20 protein-coding genes are annotated in these 15,598 nt (G+C 65.5%); 12 read left to right on the top strand and 8 right to left on the bottom strand.

Going from position 1 to position 15,598, the window contains the following annotated elements; all coding sequences use genetic code 11:
* Positions 1-13: 13 nt before the first annotated feature.
* On the bottom strand, positions 14-661 hold the full coding sequence (locus tag ACWF4Z_RS31730; RefSeq protein ID WP_452246857.1) for a phosphotransferase: 648 nt from the start codon (positions 659-661) through the stop codon (positions 14-16).
* Positions 662-854: 193 nt separating this feature from the next.
* On the opposite strand from ACWF4Z_RS31730, the gene ACWF4Z_RS31725 reads away from it, so the two are divergent.
* Complete coding sequence (locus ACWF4Z_RS31725; protein WP_452246856.1) at positions 855-1,211, top strand: GNAT family N-acetyltransferase; 357 nt, start codon at positions 855-857, stop codon at positions 1,209-1,211.
* Between the two features lie 123 nt (positions 1,212-1,334).
* Here the strand turns inward: ACWF4Z_RS31725 and ACWF4Z_RS31720 are convergent, their stop codons facing one another.
* Positions 1,335-1,955 (bottom strand): SAM-dependent methyltransferase, encoded by a 621-nt coding sequence (locus ACWF4Z_RS31720; protein ID WP_452246855.1) that lies wholly within the window; start codon positions 1,953-1,955, stop codon positions 1,335-1,337.
* A gap of 317 nt (positions 1,956-2,272) precedes the next feature.
* On the opposite strand from ACWF4Z_RS31720, the gene ACWF4Z_RS31715 reads away from it, so the two are divergent.
* The 3 genes from ACWF4Z_RS31715 to ACWF4Z_RS31705 all read left to right on the top strand — a co-directional run bounded on the left by ACWF4Z_RS31715 (position 2,273) and on the right by ACWF4Z_RS31705 (position 4,019).
* Positions 2,273-2,845: a dihydrofolate reductase family protein gene (locus ACWF4Z_RS31715; RefSeq protein ID WP_452246854.1), complete on the top strand. Its 573-nt coding sequence runs from the start codon at positions 2,273-2,275 to the stop codon at positions 2,843-2,845.
* A 90-nt stretch (positions 2,846-2,935) separates the two neighbouring features.
* Complete coding sequence (locus ACWF4Z_RS31710) at positions 2,936-3,490, top strand: AAA family ATPase (protein WP_452246853.1); 555 nt, start codon at positions 2,936-2,938, stop codon at positions 3,488-3,490.
* Positions 3,491-3,500: 10 nt separating this feature from the next.
* Positions 3,501-4,019: a hypothetical protein gene (locus ACWF4Z_RS31705; protein ID WP_452246852.1), complete on the top strand. Its 519-nt coding sequence runs from the start codon at positions 3,501-3,503 to the stop codon at positions 4,017-4,019.
* Here ACWF4Z_RS31705 and ACWF4Z_RS31700 read toward each other — a convergent pair.
* Positions 4,016-4,780: a class I SAM-dependent methyltransferase gene (locus tag ACWF4Z_RS31700; RefSeq protein ID WP_452246851.1), complete on the bottom strand. Its 765-nt coding sequence runs from the start codon at positions 4,778-4,780 to the stop codon at positions 4,016-4,018. The genes ACWF4Z_RS31705 and ACWF4Z_RS31700 overlap by 4 nt on opposite strands.
* Before the next feature lie 92 nt (positions 4,781-4,872).
* Here ACWF4Z_RS31700 and ACWF4Z_RS31695 point away from each other — a divergent pair, with 92 nt between their 5' ends.
* From ACWF4Z_RS31695 to ACWF4Z_RS31685, 3 genes are all read left to right on the top strand, one after another.
* A complete protein-coding gene (locus ACWF4Z_RS31695) occupies positions 4,873-5,382 on the top strand; it encodes a GNAT family N-acetyltransferase (RefSeq protein WP_452246850.1) in 510 nt (169 codons plus the stop codon).
* Positions 5,383-5,677: 295 nt separating this feature from the next.
* Entirely contained in the window at positions 5,678-6,763 is a 1,086-nt protein-coding gene (gene mraY / locus ACWF4Z_RS31690; RefSeq protein WP_452246849.1) for a phospho-N-acetylmuramoyl-pentapeptide-transferase, read from the top strand.
* Positions 6,764-6,787: 24 nt separating this feature from the next.
* The gene (locus ACWF4Z_RS31685) at positions 6,788-7,135 is read left to right on the top strand and encodes a VOC family protein (RefSeq protein WP_452246848.1); all 348 of its coding nucleotides are present in this window, start codon (positions 6,788-6,790) and stop codon (positions 7,133-7,135) included.
* Between the two features lie 7 nt (positions 7,136-7,142).
* On the opposite strand, the gene ACWF4Z_RS31680 is transcribed toward ACWF4Z_RS31685, so the two are convergent.
* Both ACWF4Z_RS31680 and ACWF4Z_RS31675 read right to left on the bottom strand, forming a co-directional pair.
* Positions 7,143-7,844 (bottom strand): hypothetical protein, encoded by a 702-nt coding sequence (locus tag ACWF4Z_RS31680; protein WP_452246847.1) that lies wholly within the window; start codon positions 7,842-7,844, stop codon positions 7,143-7,145.
* A 3-nt stretch (positions 7,845-7,847) separates the two neighbouring features.
* Positions 7,848-8,396: a GNAT family N-acetyltransferase gene (locus ACWF4Z_RS31675; protein ID WP_452246846.1), complete on the bottom strand. Its 549-nt coding sequence runs from the start codon at positions 8,394-8,396 to the stop codon at positions 7,848-7,850.
* Positions 8,397-8,511: 115 nt separating this feature from the next.
* Here ACWF4Z_RS31675 and ACWF4Z_RS31670 point away from each other — a divergent pair, with 115 nt between their 5' ends.
* Both ACWF4Z_RS31670 and ACWF4Z_RS31665 read left to right on the top strand, forming a co-directional pair.
* On the top strand, positions 8,512-8,994 hold the full coding sequence (locus ACWF4Z_RS31670; protein ID WP_452246845.1) for a hypothetical protein: 483 nt from the start codon (positions 8,512-8,514) through the stop codon (positions 8,992-8,994).
* Positions 8,995-9,309: 315 nt separating this feature from the next.
* Positions 9,310-10,089, top strand: a complete 780-nt coding sequence (locus ACWF4Z_RS31665; protein ID WP_452246926.1) for a nucleotidyltransferase domain-containing protein — start codon at positions 9,310-9,312, stop codon at positions 10,087-10,089.
* Between the two features lie 570 nt (positions 10,090-10,659).
* On the opposite strand, the gene ACWF4Z_RS31660 is transcribed toward ACWF4Z_RS31665, so the two are convergent.
* Positions 10,660-11,016 carry a YciI family protein gene (locus tag ACWF4Z_RS31660; RefSeq protein WP_452246844.1) on the bottom strand — a complete coding sequence of 119 codons (357 nt, stop codon included), beginning with the start codon at positions 11,014-11,016 and terminating at the stop codon, positions 10,660-10,662.
* Positions 11,017-11,157: 141 nt separating this feature from the next.
* On the opposite strand from ACWF4Z_RS31660, the gene ACWF4Z_RS31655 reads away from it, so the two are divergent.
* The 3 genes from ACWF4Z_RS31655 to ACWF4Z_RS31645 all read left to right on the top strand — a co-directional run bounded on the left by ACWF4Z_RS31655 (position 11,158) and on the right by ACWF4Z_RS31645 (position 12,869).
* The gene (locus ACWF4Z_RS31655; protein ID WP_452246843.1) at positions 11,158-11,532 is read left to right on the top strand and encodes a hypothetical protein; all 375 of its coding nucleotides are present in this window, start codon (positions 11,158-11,160) and stop codon (positions 11,530-11,532) included.
* Between the two features lie 131 nt (positions 11,533-11,663).
* The gene (locus ACWF4Z_RS31650; RefSeq protein ID WP_452246842.1) at positions 11,664-11,993 is read left to right on the top strand and encodes a hypothetical protein; all 330 of its coding nucleotides are present in this window, start codon (positions 11,664-11,666) and stop codon (positions 11,991-11,993) included.
* 246 nt (positions 11,994-12,239) lie between these two features.
* Positions 12,240-12,869, top strand: a complete 630-nt coding sequence (locus tag ACWF4Z_RS31645; RefSeq protein WP_452246841.1) for a glyoxalase superfamily protein — start codon at positions 12,240-12,242, stop codon at positions 12,867-12,869.
* A gap of 27 nt (positions 12,870-12,896) precedes the next feature.
* On the opposite strand, the gene ACWF4Z_RS31640 is transcribed toward ACWF4Z_RS31645, so the two are convergent.
* Positions 12,897-14,150 (bottom strand): MFS transporter, encoded by a 1,254-nt coding sequence (locus ACWF4Z_RS31640; RefSeq protein WP_452246840.1) that lies wholly within the window; start codon positions 14,148-14,150, stop codon positions 12,897-12,899.
* Positions 14,150-15,547, bottom strand: coding sequence for an FAD-dependent oxidoreductase (locus tag ACWF4Z_RS31635; protein WP_452246839.1), 1,398 nt, complete (start codon positions 15,545-15,547; stop codon positions 14,150-14,152). Before ACWF4Z_RS31635 ends, ACWF4Z_RS31640 begins: the two co-directional genes overlap by 1 nt.
* Between the last annotated feature and the right edge of the window lie 51 nt (positions 15,548-15,598).

Genomic DNA, 15,598 nt, shown 5'->3' with positions numbered 1-15,598 from the left:
GCGTGCGAGGAGGTCAGTCCAGCGCGGCGACCCACGTGTCGTGGTGTTCTTCGACGTACGCGGCGGCCGGTCCCCAGTAGTCGGCGTGACCCTCCGCGTAGTGCCGTGCCCACGGTTGTTCGCCGGTCTCGTGACCACGGACGAGCAACTCGTACGATCCCCGCGTTCGGGCCGCGATCCGCTCCGGGAACGCTCTGCGTTGTTCGAGGTCGAGCCCGTACCCGTCGGCCAACGCACGCAGCCTCGGGCCATCGACCTGTACGTCGCCGCTCGCTACGAACGGCAGGAATCCCGTGGCCGCGTAGCCGAGATCCCACAGTCGCGACGTGGGTCCGGCGTTGTCCCAGTCGATGAAGACCCAGCGCTGATCGTTGCGGACGAGGTTCCACGGCGCGAGATCGTTGTGGCAGATCAGGTCACCGCCCGCGGGGTCCGGGACCAACTCGTTCCACCCGACATCCGCCGGCGGCCGGAAGCTCTCCATCACGTCATGGAACTCCCGAATCAACCGCCCAACCCGACGCAACTCATCCAGATCCAGCGGCGGCAACGTGTCAGCCAGGGCCCCCGGTATGTACTCAAGAACATGCCGCCCCTGCTCATCCCGCCCGAACGTCCGAGGCGCGCCCTCGAACCCGGCCTCCTCCAGATGCCTCAACACAGCCTCAACCCCCGCCGTCTGCGGCAACGGCGGCTTCCGCACCGTATCCCCCACCCGAACAACCCGCCCCGCCACATTCCCACCCGTCAAAACCTCCTCAACACCCACCCGCACGATCATGCCGTTCGGATACAACCCCCGCACTTGCAATTCACAGAGCCGAAAATCCTGGAATGCGTTCAGGTGGTCGAAGGTGACTACCTGGCGATGTACGGCGGTGGGGTTCGGGGCGGTCGACTACCTGAAGCCGGTTGGCGGCGCGACGCTGAATCAGTTGTCGGTGGTGGAAGCGTTCCAGTCGTGTGGGATCGGGACGATCCTGATCCGGGCTCTGGAGGAGCGGATCCTCGCTCACGGGCTGCGGTTGGCCGAGCTGGGGGTGGATGATGCGAGTCCACGGGCTCAACGCCTGTACGAGCGCCTCGGGTACGTCGTCAGCGGCACGGAGCTCGGATCGTGGGACACGGATGCCCCGGACGGATCCGTCATCCGCTACGAAACCACCATCACGTTGCTCCGCAAGCAACTACCCGGACGGACCGGGGCGTAGGCCCGGAGCGCCAGGCCATCACAACCCGTCGGTCGGCTTCCCCTCAGGCGTGGGGTCTGCGTTCGGTGGCGATTGTGATGGCCTGGCGGTCGGCGCTTGAGGGCGACAGACACCGCAGCGGGCCTAGCTGTTGCGGTGGGCGATGACTCGGGTGAAGCCGAGGGTCCGGCCGGCGTCGGTGCGGAGCATTTCCGCTTCGGTCCCCGGCGTACCGCTGTCTTGGTCGCAGACTTCGTTCCATTGCAGCCAGTCTCGCCACCCGTCCGGCAGTCGATCGGCGACCTCGACGGTGACCAGGCCGGTCTTCTCCCAGTGCCGCCGCCACCAGGCCGGGCTGTGCCACGCGCAGAAGTCCCACATCCAGTACGGCGCGAGATGCGGCGGCGGCAGCGTCTCGTACTCCTCGGCAAGACCGGGCTGCACAATCCCGATCTGACCGCCAGGCTTCACGAACCGCGAGAAGTACCCGAGATAGAGGTCGTCGGTCCCGAAGTAGTGGTACGCGCCAACACTGACCAGCGCATCGAAGAACTCCGCGGCGAACGGCAACGCATGAGCCTCGGCGTAGATCGGGTGAACCCGCCCCTCCACCCCAGCCTCGACCACGCGACGCAGATTCTCGTCAGGCTTGACCCACAGATCAGTCGCCCACACCTCAACCCCGAACTCCTTGGCCAGAAAAATCGAGCTCAGCGCAGACCCACACCCCAGATCAAGCACCCGCATCCCAGCCTCAAGCCCCATGCCCTCAGCCAGCGCCTCCGCCTGCCACACAGGATTGGGCCCCATAGCCCCATCAACCATCCACCGCCCCGAATACCCACCAGCCCGCGGATACCGCCCATTCCTCAACGCCCCATCCTCCACAACCCCCGAGTCTGCCCCCCCCACCCTCCACCAGCCAAACACTTATCCGTCAGCCGGCGGCCGGGCAGCACCCTCGGCGGAGTGAGGTGGAGCGCAGGTCTGGCGAGTGGAAGATTTTCGGAGTTAGTGTCGAGGTGGGTGGGGGTTGTTCGACGTAGGGGTGATCAGGAAGTTGAGACTGAAGGGGTATCACCATGTCGAATCAGAGTGAGTCTGCGGTTGGCGAGGGTGGGCGGAAGGTTGTTGCTGCCTATTTCTTGTCGCTTGATGGGGTGGCTGAGGGTGCCGATCAGTTCATGACTGGGTGGGATGACGAGATCGATGCTCGCGGTGCCGAGCTGATCGAGACCCAGGACGCGGTCATTCTCGGGCGTCGTACGTACGACGAATGGGCTCCGTTCTGGCCGGGTAGCGACATCGAGCCGTTCGCCTCGTTCGTCAACGCGGCTCCCAAGTACGTCGCGACCTCGACGCCGCTCGAGCTGGAGTGGGCCAACTCGCACGCGATCGAGGGCGGGCTGGTCGACTTCGTCCGGCAACTCAAGAGCCAGCCGGGCGGCGACATCGGCGTACACGGCAGCATCTCCGTCACCCAGGCGCTGCTTGCGGCCGGCCTCGTGGACGAGCTCAGGCTCGTGATCGCGCCGACGACCGTCGGTAAGGGTCAACGGCTGTTCGACGAGCTGCCGCCGATCCGGGTCGAGACGCTCAGCAGTACGACGTCACCCAGCGGCTACGTCTTCATCGACTACCGCGTAGTTCAGTAGTCGGGAACGCAGCAGCAACCCCAGGTCCCGCCGGACCTGGGGTTGCTAGGGTTTCCCGCCGTACACACGCGTTCATCGGATGGGAGCCGCATGGGTGACATCGTCTTTGTGCAGATGTCGGGCGTACCGGGAGCGGGCAAGTCCACCATTGCTCGCGAGCTCGTTCGCCACCGTCGACTCGTCGCGCTGGACCGCGACGTCGTACTGACCGCGATGATGGAGACCGCCGGCGACCTCACCACGGCCCGCGTCGCCAGCTACGGCGTCGTCAAGGCGATGGCCGACGACGTACTGGCGCAGGGTCTCGGCGTCATCATCGACAGCCCATGCTTCTACGACGAACTCCTCGCGGACGGCCAGGCCATCGCGGCCAAACACGGCGTGCCTTACCGCTACATCGAGTGCGTCGCCAACGACATCGGCCTGCTCGACAAGCGCCTACGGTCCCGCCCCACGATGCGCAGCCAACGGCCGTCCGTCGAAGCACCGCCGGTCGATCTGCCGGCCGCCGGCGAGCGGCCCGGTGCGGCCTTCTTCGCGGACGGGATCGCGAACATGAAGCGCCCGGACACGTACCTTCACCTCGACACAACCCAACCGCTCGCCGACTGCGTCACGAAAGCCTTGGCCTACCTCGAGACGTAGGGTGCTCGGCGTGGCGTACGCGATCTTCCTGAACGGCGGATATGGAGTCGGTAAATCGTCCGCCCTCGACCATGTCGGGGATCTGCTCGCGAACGCCGGTACGCCGTTCAGCCTGATGGATGTGGATTGGTTCCATCGGTCCTGGCCGCCTGCCGATCCGGATAATGCGCTGATCGAAGCTCACAACATCGCCGCAGTCTGGAAGAATTATCAGTCGGCCGGCCCACGTCAGTTGGTCATCAGTGGCGTGGTTTCGACCGAAGCCGCACGAGAGCGCTACGCGGCCGCGGTTAAACTCCCGATCCGAATGGTTCGTCTCACCGCGAATGCCGATATCACCAGGAAGCGATTGCGAGGCCGGTACAGCGCCAGCCAAAGCTCGGCCTTGGAGTGGCACCTAGAGCGCTGCGACGAAATCGCTACTCGCCTTGACGCCGCGAACCTGGACGAATTGGTGATCGACACGAGCGCGCTCAGCCCACACGAGGTGGCCGAACGCGTCCTGCGCCACTTCGATCTGCTGAGTTAGGTGCGAGGTCTTTCTGCTGCGGCAATGTACGTGGCCGGAAGATGATGACCGTGGGTGAAACCGGCGTACATCTCGTCATTCTGAAACTCCTGCAATGCCACCACGACGAGACCGGCGTAAAGGAATGCGGAAACAACGTCTCCGAGGTTCCAGACGAACGCGCGATGAGGCTGCACGTCCAGGCCGAGTTCTTTGACGACCTGTGGTTCCTTGGCCAGGTCGCGCTCGCCGATCCATTTCTGCTCGAAATAGCTCGCGGAAAGCGTCAGCCGATCCGGCCCGACCACCGACAGAACCTCCCACGCCGGATGATGCTCGACGATGACCAGACGCCCTCCAGCCGTGAGCCGTCTCGCCATATCCGCCACCCACGCACGCAGGTCAGGCACCCAGCAAAGGCCGCCCCACGAGATGTAGATCGTGTCGAACCCGGTTAGGTCACTGGGCAAAGCCGTCATGTCGCCCACGTGATACTCGACGTCGACACCCAGCTCTGCAGCCTTCGCTCTTCCCGTCTCGACGTGACTCGGCGCGATATCGACCGCCACGGCCTCGGCCCCCTGCAGCGCCACGCTCAACGCGGCATCACCCACAGAGGCCGCCACCTGGAGAAACCGTCGCCCAGCAACCGGGCCGATGACTGCCAACTCCTTCGCACTGATGACCTCACCACCCGAACGGAGGTACTCCACCGGCTCACCCAGGCGATGCCCGGCGATGGCTTCCCAGTACCGACCGTTCTGTCGCGTGGTCTCAGACACGACCCCACTCAACCGCAGCCGTCCTGAGCGGGCAATCGAGTATCCGCGTAAACAGATGGACGTGCGGATCCCTCCGTCGTACCGTCCGCCACGTGACGGTTGAACTCAGATCCCTGACGGCGGCAGACGCGGAAGCGCACTGCGCCGCCGAAGACGAACTCACCGTTCGCTGGTTGACCGGAGGGTACGGCGACGTCGAGGGGACGATCGAATACTTTGCGTGGCTCGCGAAAAACGCTGATACGGGGACCGGCAAGCGCGGGTTCGGGATCTGGACGTCCGGTCGGCTGTGTGGATATGTCGACTACACGCCCGATCTCGACGACGGCCTCGACCCTGGCGACGTGGCCCTGGCGTACTCGATCCACCCCTGGGCCCGCGGCCAAGGCCTCGCCGTCGAGGCCGTCCGCCTCCTCTGCGACGTCCTCCGAACCGACAAGGTCGGAACCCGAGCCGCCATCCGCGTAGAACCGGAAAACACCGCATCCGTCCACGTCGCCCAGAAGGCCGGCTTCACCTACATCCGAGACTTCCCCTCCAACCGAGACAAACACCCAGACGGAACCCCCCTAACCTTCAGCCTCTACACCCTCGACCTGTAGACAGCGGTATGGCGTACGCCCGCGACTAGATCCCAGATCGCCTACGCCGCCCGCGAAGAGGCTCCTCGGCCCCGCAACCCGGCGACTCCGCGACGGGTCCAGATCCGCCATGCCGCCGAGTCGCCGTACGCGGGGATGCTCCTCGGCCCCCGCAACCCGGCGACCGGCCGGGACCCGCGTCTTCGCTATGTTGGACCGACTTGCCTTGTTCTCGTGAGTCAGCGGGGGCGGCGAGACGAGTCCCTCATGCCTCGAAGGGATCGACCATCCGAGTGGCCGAGAGGGGCTGAATGTTGTGCGGGCAATACTCCTGAGCGGCACGCTGGCGGTGGTCTGCGCGCTGCTGGGGACGCGGGTCGCGATCGGGTGGTTCACCCGGCACGGCTTCGGTCAGCCGATCAGGCACGACGGACCGACGACACATCACGTCAAGCGTGGTACGCCGACCATGGGCGGGCTCGTCATCCTGCTGAGCGCCGCCGCCGCGTACCTGGTCGCGACATTCGTGACCGGTGGGCGGCCGAGTGCCAGTGCTTGGCTGCTGATGTTGCTCTTCCTCGGCTGCGGGGCAGTCGGGTTCCTCGACGACTTCATCAAGGTCTACACCCAGAACAACCAGGGTCTGAGCAGTCGCGCGAAGATGGCGGGTCAGACCCTGATCGCGCTGGTCTTCGGGGTCCTGGCCACGCAGTTCTTCGCCAACGGGCATGGTGTCAGGCCGGCGTCGCAGTACATCTCCTTCACTCACGACTTCGGGATCAAGTTGCCGCTGGTCGTGGTCCTGCTGGTGATCTGGTTCATCGTCGCCGCGACCTCGAACGGCGCCAACCTCACCGATGGCGCCGACGGGCTGCTCGCCGGCTCCTCGGCGTTGATCTTCGGCGCGTACACCATCGTGAATGTCTGGCAGAACAACCAGCTGTGCGACTCCTCGCGGCCCACCGTGGTCGAGTCGCAGTGCTACCAAGTACGTGACCCTCTCGACCTCGCGGTCTTCTCGGCCGCCATCGCCGCGGCCTGCGTCGGTTTCCTCTGGTGGAACGCCAAACCCGCACGAATCATCATGGGCGACGTCGGCTCCCTCGCCATCGGCGGCGCCTTGGCCGGGCTGGCGATCATGTCGCGCACCGAGCTCCTGATGGCCGTCATCGGCGGACTGTTCGTACTCGAGACTCTGTCCGTCCTCCTGCAGATGAGTGTCTTCAAGCTGACGAGACGACTCACCGGGACAGGCCGTCGCATCTTCCGCATCACCCCGATCCACCACCACTTCGAACACCTCGGCTGGCAAGAGGTCACCGTAGTCATCCGCTTCTGGATCATCGCCGGCATCTTCGTCGCGGCAGGCCTAGGCATCTTCTACGCCGCCTGGCTGGCCTAACCGCAGCTGTGGCAGGCTCGGGGCATGGCTGGGACGAGGCTTGAGCATGTTCGCGCGAACGTGAAGGACCTGAACGCCGCGATCGGGTGGTACACGACTGTTCTAGGCTTCGAGGTGGAGTCGTACTGGCCGCCGGACGCGCCGAACTACGCGCATTTCAAGACGGACGCCGGTGCGACGTTCGCGGTGATGGAGGCCGATGGTCGGGGCGGCCGGTTCAATTTCACCGTCGACGATCCGGACGCCCTCTGGAACGAGGTCCGCGACCGAGCCGTGATTGTCGAGCCGCTGTTCGATACGCCGTACGGAACGCGGAAGTTCACCATCGCGGACCCAGACGGCAACGAACTGGGTTTCGTCCACAACGGCTGACTCGGGCTCACGGCCGGCTCAGCCAGCCGAGAACCTCATCGAGCGACCCAACCACGTCCAGTTTCTGCAGCGGAAATGCTGCGATGAGCTGGTCGACGTCGGTGGCCTCCGTGCAAGCGTGAACGAATTGGTCGGTCCGCGGTTGGTACAGCTCACCATCGCCACTGACGAATTGTCCCCATAAGGCCAATTGTCCAACTTCACGTCGAGAGTCCGCAGCAACTGCTTGTGCCAGAAAGCTACCTGGAAAGAGCGCCCGGTAGTCGGGAAGGTGGTACAGCCAGGAACCGCCTCGGAGTCGTAGGGCTTGTGGTGCAACTCTGCGTGCGTCATTCAGAGCGCTGGTTAGTTCGGCCCAACGGGTTGCATGTCGGGTGGGACCTAGGGCGCCTGGTCCCTCGCGGTTGGCGAAATGCAGGCGGATTTGGTGACCGTCGTCTTCGACGTCGTACCAGAAGCACCCATGCTGCGACGGTCCTAACGTCGCTCGCAGGCCAAGCCACGATCGGTGCGCTGCTTCGGCCGGATCGCCGTTGCGCACGGCATCATCGATCGCATTCCACCCATCGGAGTTCACCAGCGCCGCCATGCTGGTCCAGTCGTGCCATGCGGTGAGGCGATCGATGTGCGCAAGTTCGTTGACGCGTTCGACCCAGAAGGCCTGCAGGTTAAAGAATGCTCTGCTGAAAAGGAGGCCCTGTGTGGTCATTCGCTAGGCGTTGGGGTTGCGTAGGCCGACTGCGTCGTGCCGCCAGAACGGCTCGGCGTACACCAGCGTCCCCGTCATCCATGGCTGGTACGCCGGGAGCCTGATCACCTGGAATGCCTTGTCCGGGATCCGTAGCGACGGCCTGCGGAAGCCCAGCTCACCGCCGAGTGTGAAGCCGAAGCGCGAGTAATAGCCGGGATCGCCCTCCAAGAAAACAAGGGGAACTGCGCGCTCGGCAAGAACCTCCAGCCCGTGGCGAACCAGAGCCGAGCCGATACCGCTCTTGTGGACCTCAGGCATCACGGCCAACGGACTGAGGACCTGTACGTCGACCAGCCGCCGAGACGCGTCCAGGAGGCTGCGGGTGAACATGACATGCCCGACCACCTGTCCATCGTGCTCGGCGACGAGCGAGAGACCGCCGTTCGGCGCGATGGTGTTCCGCAAGCTGTCGACCAGGTCCGCGACAACGAGACCATGGCTGCCGAACGCCTGCAGGTGAACGTCCCGTACAGCCTGCCCGTCGCCCGGGACTTCTTCCCGAAGATCCATCTCTGGAGGCTAGGCGTCCTGCGCCCTGCCCGCACACGGTTTTCACACCCGCCCAGCGCGATGAGTCAGCAGTCACCATGCGTATAGGCGTCGTTCTGCCGTCTATCCTTCGTGGATGCCCCGAAGAACGGTGATCGCCCGCAGCCCGTGGCGATGGGTGCTCGCAGCGATCTGGCTTTCCTTCACAGCTCTTCAGCTACCGCAACTGTTCCAACCCGTGCCCGACTACGCACAACACGACAACTTCGAATTCTTCATGTACTACGCCGTCCCAGCCCTCATCTCAGCGGTAGGCCTCGCCGGCGCCTTCATCGCCCTCCGCAGCGGACTGTTCGCAGACGCAAACGGCGTACAAATAAGGCCAGTAGCGGGCCTCCGCTCCAAGCGCCTACCAATCGAGTCCATCCGCGCAGTAACCGTCAACCAATCCGAAGGCCCGCTGATCTCCTCGGTATCCCCAGCCCTCATCGACACGGACGGCCAACTAATCAACCTCTGGCTAGCCCTCCACAACACCCCCACCGGCCGCCGCCGAGCCCACGGCAAAGCCCAAAGAATCGCCCAAACCCTCAACAAACCCCTCGACCCGATCGCGTAGCCCGCGTCGGTGTCCCACGCGATCCCGATCCCTGACTCCGCCAAAACTTCGGGAAGCGGCGGGCCGGCGCACGCGGCGAGAGAGGTGCGCAGATCGATGCAGGTTGCTGACCTGGTACCACCGGTTGTTGGAGTAGCGAGAGTTGTGCCCGCGGATTCGATCGGCATCTGCTGGATCTGGTGTGGGTTGATGGTGGCCCCTGATCTGGCTCCCTCAGCGTAGGCTTGCCGGGCGCGCTCAGCCGCGTTGACCGCTAGCCCGCCCTTGGATGCGAGGTCGCCCCGAACTCCGGGACCTGGAAGGTTTCGTTTCGTGATGGACGAATTGGTCGAACGGCTCGCTGTCATTCCCGGCGTCGTAGCTGTCGTCCTGGGCGGAAGCCGCGCCCGTGGCGAGCACCGTCCCGACAGCGACACGGATCTCGGAATCTACTACCGAGGTCGCCTGGACATCGATCAGTTGCGAGAGCTGGCGGCCGAGGTCGCCTCGAAACACGAGGTGTTCGGCTTGGGTGACTGGGGACCATGGGTAGACGGCGGTGCGTGGCTCACGATCGACGGGCGCGCCGTCGATTGGATCTACCGAGACCTGGATCGCGTGAACGACGTCTGGGACGAGTGTCGTGCTGGCCGCTTTACGATCGAACGTCAGGTCGGCCATCCGCTCGGCTACTACAGCCACACCTATGCCGGCGAAGTCGCGCTGTGCCAAGTGCTGGCCGATCCGACTGATGAACTCACGAATTTGCAGGAGGACACCCGGCAGTACCCTGGCGCGCTTGGGGACGCGCTGGTTGAAGCATTGTGGGAGGCAGAGTTCTCGATCGTCGGCGCTCGGAAGGCGCCGCGAGACACGGTCTACGTCGCAGGCTGCCTGTTTCGCGCGATCGGAGTGATGGCTCAGGCGCTGCATGGCCGCGCGCATCGATGGACAGTCAACGAGAAGGGGATCGTCGCTTCCGCCGCGAGATTGCCGCAGGCACCGGCTGGGTTCGAGGCGATGGCAGAACGCGCCATAACCGATGTCGAGGCCGCCGGTCGTCTCCTCGAGTCCGTACGCGCGGCCGTCGCCGGAGACCACCAGGTCCACGGATAGCCCCCGCTGTACGACTGAATCGTCGGGAGTCCTTGCAGCGACGGGGACTAGTGTTCGGGTCGTCGTAGTACTCGATCCGTCGAGGCGGCTAATCTCCAAGCGGGGTTGCGATCTGACGTCCGTGGTGAGCGAGCCATTCCTCCGCCGTGACCCGTTTGCCGTCGAGAGTCGGTTGCAGTGAGTCGAACGCAGCCTGGTAGCTGATCACCGACATGGCGCTTGCCACCCGAAATCCGCTGGCATGTACGGCGAACACGTTGGACGGCCAGTTGTGACGCTTAGTACCCCAGAAATCGGTGAATGGCTCGCTCCTGAATCCTGCACCAGGAAGAGCTCGACCATGATTCCTTCGGTCTCGAAAGCCCGTTTGTGCGGGAACCGTTTCGCCTCGATCGTTATGCCGGCGGACTCCAGCCGCGTCGTGACATCGCCAACGAATTCGAGATCATTAGCCCGAGCCATGACGCAAACCGTAGACGATCGTCGCGGGGCGTCTCGGGCACCGCTGCTGTGCACGTGCGGGGCAGCGGTGCCCGACTGAAGTTCTACGCGTACTAGCGTCGTCGCCGCTCACTCGATCTCGGTTTGTGGCCCAAATCGTCGTACCTCGTGGGGCCAACCGCACGCCTCCGCGGTCTTGGCCGCCCAGATCTTGGCCGTCTCGTCGTCGGGCACGTCCACGACGGCGAACCCGCCCACAAACTCCTTGTTCTCGACATACGGCCCGTCGGTGATGAGCATCTCGCCACTGGTGGGGTCGGCGGTGTAAACCGGAGCGCCCTCCTCCAGCCCACCGGAGAACAAATACACACCGGCCGCCTTCATCTCGCCCACCACCGCCATGGCTAACGGCGCGCGACTGCCGAACCACTCCGACGTGTGGTCGCCCACCCACTGCTGATTGAAGTAGATGAGATACGCGGTCATGTCTCCTCCTAATCCGGGCAGCCTCCTCCGGCCGCCTCTCACCACCTCCACGAACACCTCGCCCCCGATCCGACAAACCACCGGCAAGAATCTTCACGAGCGCAGTCGGTCGTTGACTGAGCGGCGCTCTACAGTCTTGCCGTGGTCAACCAGTTCGAGCGTGGCATGGCGATGATGCGAAAGCATGATCCGCAGACCCAGGAGGACGGGTTTGCGCTCGTGAAGCAGGTAGCGGCAGAACACGTCGCGGACCTGATCTCCGCCTACGCCCACGAAGAAGACCACGGATTGCGTCGCTGGCTGCTCGAGTTGATCGGTGACGCACGCTCGCCCAAGGCGCTCGCCGTCTTGACCGAGGCCCTCGCAAGCGACGACGAGCTGATCCACGACTGCGCCCAGCTCGGCCTACAGAAGCTGAACACCAAGGAGTCCCGCACCCTGCTCCACCACGACCAGCAGACCCGTCACCCACGGCTCCGCCGGCCGGTGCAGCACGAGACGGAGGAGCGGGCGTAGCGGCTGCGTGGGGTTGGCGGCGGCCATTGTTGACGACAGCACACCTGTGCCCCCTGACCGATCTGACGGACTGTCCAGGGTGGTCGACCCGATCAGTGGCCGCTGTTGGTAAAGCCCGTCATGCTGGTGTTATGCGAGTCGATCTGTCGGAGGCGCAGTGGGGTGCCGTCGAGCAAGGCCATCTCACCAGTCCCGCCGGAATCACCTTTCTGAGGCGTGGCACAAGGGCCAAGCGTCGAGTCTGCGATGACGCGATCTCGCTCGGCGCACCGCTCGTCCTCTTCTACTGGGCTGGTGGTCAGTTGGAATGGCTCGAAGGCCAGGACGCACTGGATGGGTGGAAATCAGTCCGTGTCGCGGTGACCGGCGAGCCGCGAGCGCGCGGGAGTTTGGAGTGGACCGCCGGACTTTGGCAAGCCGAAGCGGAACAGACCGCCGTAGTGTTGACCGGCCATTGCTGAGGCATACCAGAGACCTAGTGCCTTCTCGCTCTCAGCACCTGGCAGCGTCGCGCCGAACTGGACACGCGGCCTCTCTCGGTGGGGCACACGGAACCGGAGAAATGGGCGGCGCTCACGCCGCCGGGCGCCCAACCCGCCGTGGTAATCTCAGTACCGCAGGCGCGGGTTCGACCCGGTCGTAGGGCGCAGCGGCAGACCAGCCGAAAGGGCAAGGCCCACCTACTTCGACACCGAAGAGGGAGCGCCATGCCCAAGCTCGAAACGTACAAGAAGCAGGCGAAACTGCTCGTTCGCTGGCACCGCGATGGGAACTTCTCGGTCGGGGGTCGCATCCGGCAGCTCGCCCGCTATCGCACGCTGTCCGACCGCGAAGCACTCGCGCTGAAGTTTCCGCTCACCGAAGCCCAGGAGATCATCGCCCTCGAAGCGGGTTTCGCCAGCTGGGCCGAACTCAAGGCGAGCACGGAAGCAGCCCCAGCCACCAGTGAGCGGCCGGAGACTCAGGACGCGGCAGTCGCAAGCGCCAAACCCGTGCTGTACGTCGCCGACGTCGACGCATCGGCCACGTTCTATCGGGACCAACTCGGCTTCCGGATCGACTTCTTGCACGGCAACCCGCCGTTCTACGGGTCGGTGTCGCGCGACGGCGCGACCTTGCACCTGAAGCTCGTAGACGAGCCGGTGTTCGTTGCCGGTGCCGCGGAGCGAGAAGGGCTCATCATGGCGTTCATCGATACGCCCAAGGTGCGCGACCTTTACGCGGAATATCTGGCCGCAGACGCCGAGATCGTGCAGAAGCTGACCAAACAAGCGTGGGGCGGCACTGACTTCATCGTGCGCGACCCAGACGGCAACGCGATCGCCTTCGTCGGCTGAGACCCGACACGGCCGCGGCCCGAGCGGTCAACGACACCCGTTAGGTGCCGTAGGCAACGGCTTGGTGCCGGGTGTTCGGAGGTACCGGGTTGCCGTGAGGGCAATCGCGGCAAGGACACAGCCGGCCGCGGCGGTGAGGATGAGAGGGGTGTAACCGAGCGCGGTTGCGAGGGCTGCGGCGGCGAGTGGGGCGGTGGCGCCGGCGATGGTGGTGGGGGTGCCGAGGATTCCCGCGATGGTGGCGTAGCCGTGGTCGCCGTAGCGGTCGAGGATGATGGCGGGTTTCGCGAGGGAGGCGACCCCGAAGCCGAGGCCGAACGCGATCAGGCAGCCGGCCGCTCCCGCGACGCTGCGGCCGGCAGCGGGTAGGAGGGCCAGGGCGATGCCTTGGATGGCGATGATGACTGCGCTGATGGATGTCATGGGCAACCATCGGCGCAGGATCGTGACGGTGATGCGGCCGGTGACGGACAGCAGGCCGAGGAGTCCGGCGAGGGTGGCTGCGGTGGTGGGTTTGTGGCCGAGCCTGGTCAGGTAGGTGACGAGGTGTACGCCGATGACGGCTAGCGCGGCGCTGTGGAGCACAAACGCGGTCGCAAGGAGCCAGAATCCAGGGTCGCGGAGCACGCGACCTGGGCTCGCGGGACGGCCCCGAGACGTGGGTACGGCGTGGCCGGTCGACCGCAGTGCGAACGCGTGGAGCGGGATCGTGAGCACCGCGAGGACAGCGGCCAGGATCAGCAGAGTGTGGCGCCAGCCGAAGGCGTGGATGAGCTGGCCGGTGAGGGGGATGAAGATCGAGCTGGCGAACCCGGCCACGAGCGTCACGCTGAGCAAGGCCGTCGTACGGCGCTCCGGAGCGGTGACCGCCACGATGACGGCGAAGGCTGGCGGATACAGCACCATCGCCGACGCGACACCAAGAACGACGAACACGGCGTACAGCTCGGCCGGACTCTGCACCCGCGACCACGCGAGGACCGCGAGCGCAGCGATGACCGCGCCCACGGTCATCAAGGCATGGCCGCCGCGGCGGTCGAGCCAGCGGCCGACCGGGATACCGAGGAGCGCGCTGATCAGCGAGGCGGTTGTGAGCGCGCCGGTGGCGGTGGTGGCTGAGATCGCCAGTTCGGTCCGCATCGGTTCGAGCAAGGCGCTGAAGGCGTAGTACAACGTGCCATAGCTGACCGTCGTGGTGATCGCGAGAGCGGCGACCACGTCACGGCCGATGCCTCCGCGACCGGCCAAGCTACGGCCGGTCGCGGAGGTCGTGGTCTGCATCAGCCGCAGCAGCCTGAAGATGTGGCGGTGTCGTCGTCGATGACGGTGAGCAGACCGCCGCTGATTCCCGTCGCCAGTCCGCGGCCCGCAGGTGCGGAGATCTCGACTGCCTGCGGTGCCGGTCCGCAGCAACCGCCCGCCTCGTCCGCCGTCTCGCCGTACGCGAGGTTGGACGAACACACTCCCGTCTCCGGAAGGTCGAGTTGTACGTCGCGTGCCGCCTCCCAGTCACCTGCGAGCGCAGCGACGACAGACCGAGCCTGCTCGTACCCAGTCGCAAGCAGGAACGTCGGAGCGCGCCCGTAAGACTTCGCGCCCACCGCGAAATAGCCCGGCTCGGGGTGAGCGAGCTCGTCGGCCCCGTGCGGCGGGACCGTGCCGCAGGAGTGCTTGTTCGGGTCGATCAGCGGCGCGAGCGCGCGAGTAGATCCCAGAACCGGGTCCAGATCAAGGCGCAGTTCGGACACCATGGTGTGGTCGGGCCGGAAGCCGGTCGAGTTCACGACCGTGTCCGCGGTGACCGTTCGGTCGCCGGAGGTGAGTTCAACGCCGCCGTCGGCCGTGCGGGCGGCGGCCTCGATGCGGAACGAGCTGACCAGCTCGACCCGGCCTGATTGCACCAGCTTCTTCAACCGGCTGCCCAGTGCCCCGCGGGCGGGCAGTTCGTCGGCCTCGCCGCCGCCGTACGTCCGTGCCTGGTCGGTCCCGCGCACCACCCACACGATCTCGGTGCCAGGCACCTCGTCCGCCAGTTGGCCGAGATCGAGCAGCGTTGTCGCAGCAGAGTGGCCGGCACCCACGACCGCAGTACGACGACCCGCGTAGCGCTCCCGATCTGCTCCGAGTACGTCGGGCAGCGCGTGGGCAATCCCGTCGACTTGAGCCTCACCCCGCGCCGGGATGCCTGAGCCGCCGAGGACGTTCGGCTCACGCCAGGTGCCGGCAGCGTCAATGACGGCCGAGGCCAGCAGTTCGGTGCCGTCCGCGAGCCGGATCAGGAACGGCGCTGCCTCGCGGCCTGCGGTCCGGATCCGGTCGAAGCCGACCCGGGTCACCGCGACGACCTGGGCGTTGTAGCGGATGCGATCGTTCAGCTGCGGAGTTTTGGTCAGCGGTTCCAGGTAGGCGTCGATCAGGTCGCCGCCGGTCGGGAGTGCCTCCAGGTCCGGTTCGGCCCAGCCGATGCCATCGAGCAACCGACGAGCCGCGGAGTCGATGTCGTAGCGCCACGGACTGAACAGCTTCACATGGCGCCATTCGCCGATCGCCGCCGCGACGCTCGGTCCGGACTCCAGTACGACGAAGTCCAGCCCGCGTTCCGCGAGATGCGCTGCCGCGGCCAGACCGACCGGACCTGCACCGATAACGACCACCGGCGCCGCTGTCTGCTCGCTCACGATTCCCACTCCCTGTCTAGAAGATCATCGAAACAACAGTCAGCTTGCCTC

This window comes from Kribbella sp. NPDC055071, from assembly GCF_053608045.1.
This window is presented reverse-complemented; position numbering and strand designations above follow the sequence as displayed.

Excerpts from the sequence above, each read along its gene's own strand:
- ACWF4Z_RS31685 (WP_452246848.1), top strand. The coding sequence starts at position 6,788 with ATGGCTGGGACGAGGCTTGAGCATGTTCGCGCGAACGTGAAGGACCTG.
- ACWF4Z_RS31715 (WP_452246854.1), top strand. The coding sequence starts at position 2,273 with ATGTCGAATCAGAGTGAGTCTGCGGTTGGCGAGGGTGGGCGGAAGGTT.
- ACWF4Z_RS31640 (WP_452246840.1), bottom strand. The coding sequence starts at position 14,150 with ATGCAGACCACGACCTCCGCGACCGGCCGTAGCTTGGCCGGTCGCGGA.
- ACWF4Z_RS31650 (WP_452246842.1), top strand. The coding sequence starts at position 11,664 with ATGCGAGTCGATCTGTCGGAGGCGCAGTGGGGTGCCGTCGAGCAAGGC.
- ACWF4Z_RS31680 (WP_452246847.1), bottom strand. The coding sequence starts at position 7,844 with ATGACCACACAGGGCCTCCTTTTCAGCAGAGCATTCTTTAACCTGCAG.
- ACWF4Z_RS31645 (WP_452246841.1), top strand. The coding sequence starts at position 12,240 with ATGCCCAAGCTCGAAACGTACAAGAAGCAGGCGAAACTGCTCGTTCGC.
- ACWF4Z_RS31670 (WP_452246845.1), top strand. The coding sequence starts at position 8,512 with ATGCCCCGAAGAACGGTGATCGCCCGCAGCCCGTGGCGATGGGTGCTC.
- ACWF4Z_RS31710 (WP_452246853.1), top strand. The coding sequence starts at position 2,936 with ATGGGTGACATCGTCTTTGTGCAGATGTCGGGCGTACCGGGAGCGGGC.
- ACWF4Z_RS31665 (WP_452246926.1), top strand. The coding sequence starts at position 9,310 with ATGGACGAATTGGTCGAACGGCTCGCTGTCATTCCCGGCGTCGTAGCT.
- ACWF4Z_RS31675 (WP_452246846.1), bottom strand. The coding sequence starts at position 8,396 with ATGGATCTTCGGGAAGAAGTCCCGGGCGACGGGCAGGCTGTACGGGAC.
- ACWF4Z_RS31720 (WP_452246855.1), bottom strand. The coding sequence starts at position 1,955 with ATGGGGCTTGAGGCTGGGATGCGGGTGCTTGATCTGGGGTGTGGGTCT.
- ACWF4Z_RS31660 (WP_452246844.1), bottom strand. The coding sequence starts at position 11,016 with ATGACCGCGTATCTCATCTACTTCAATCAGCAGTGGGTGGGCGACCAC.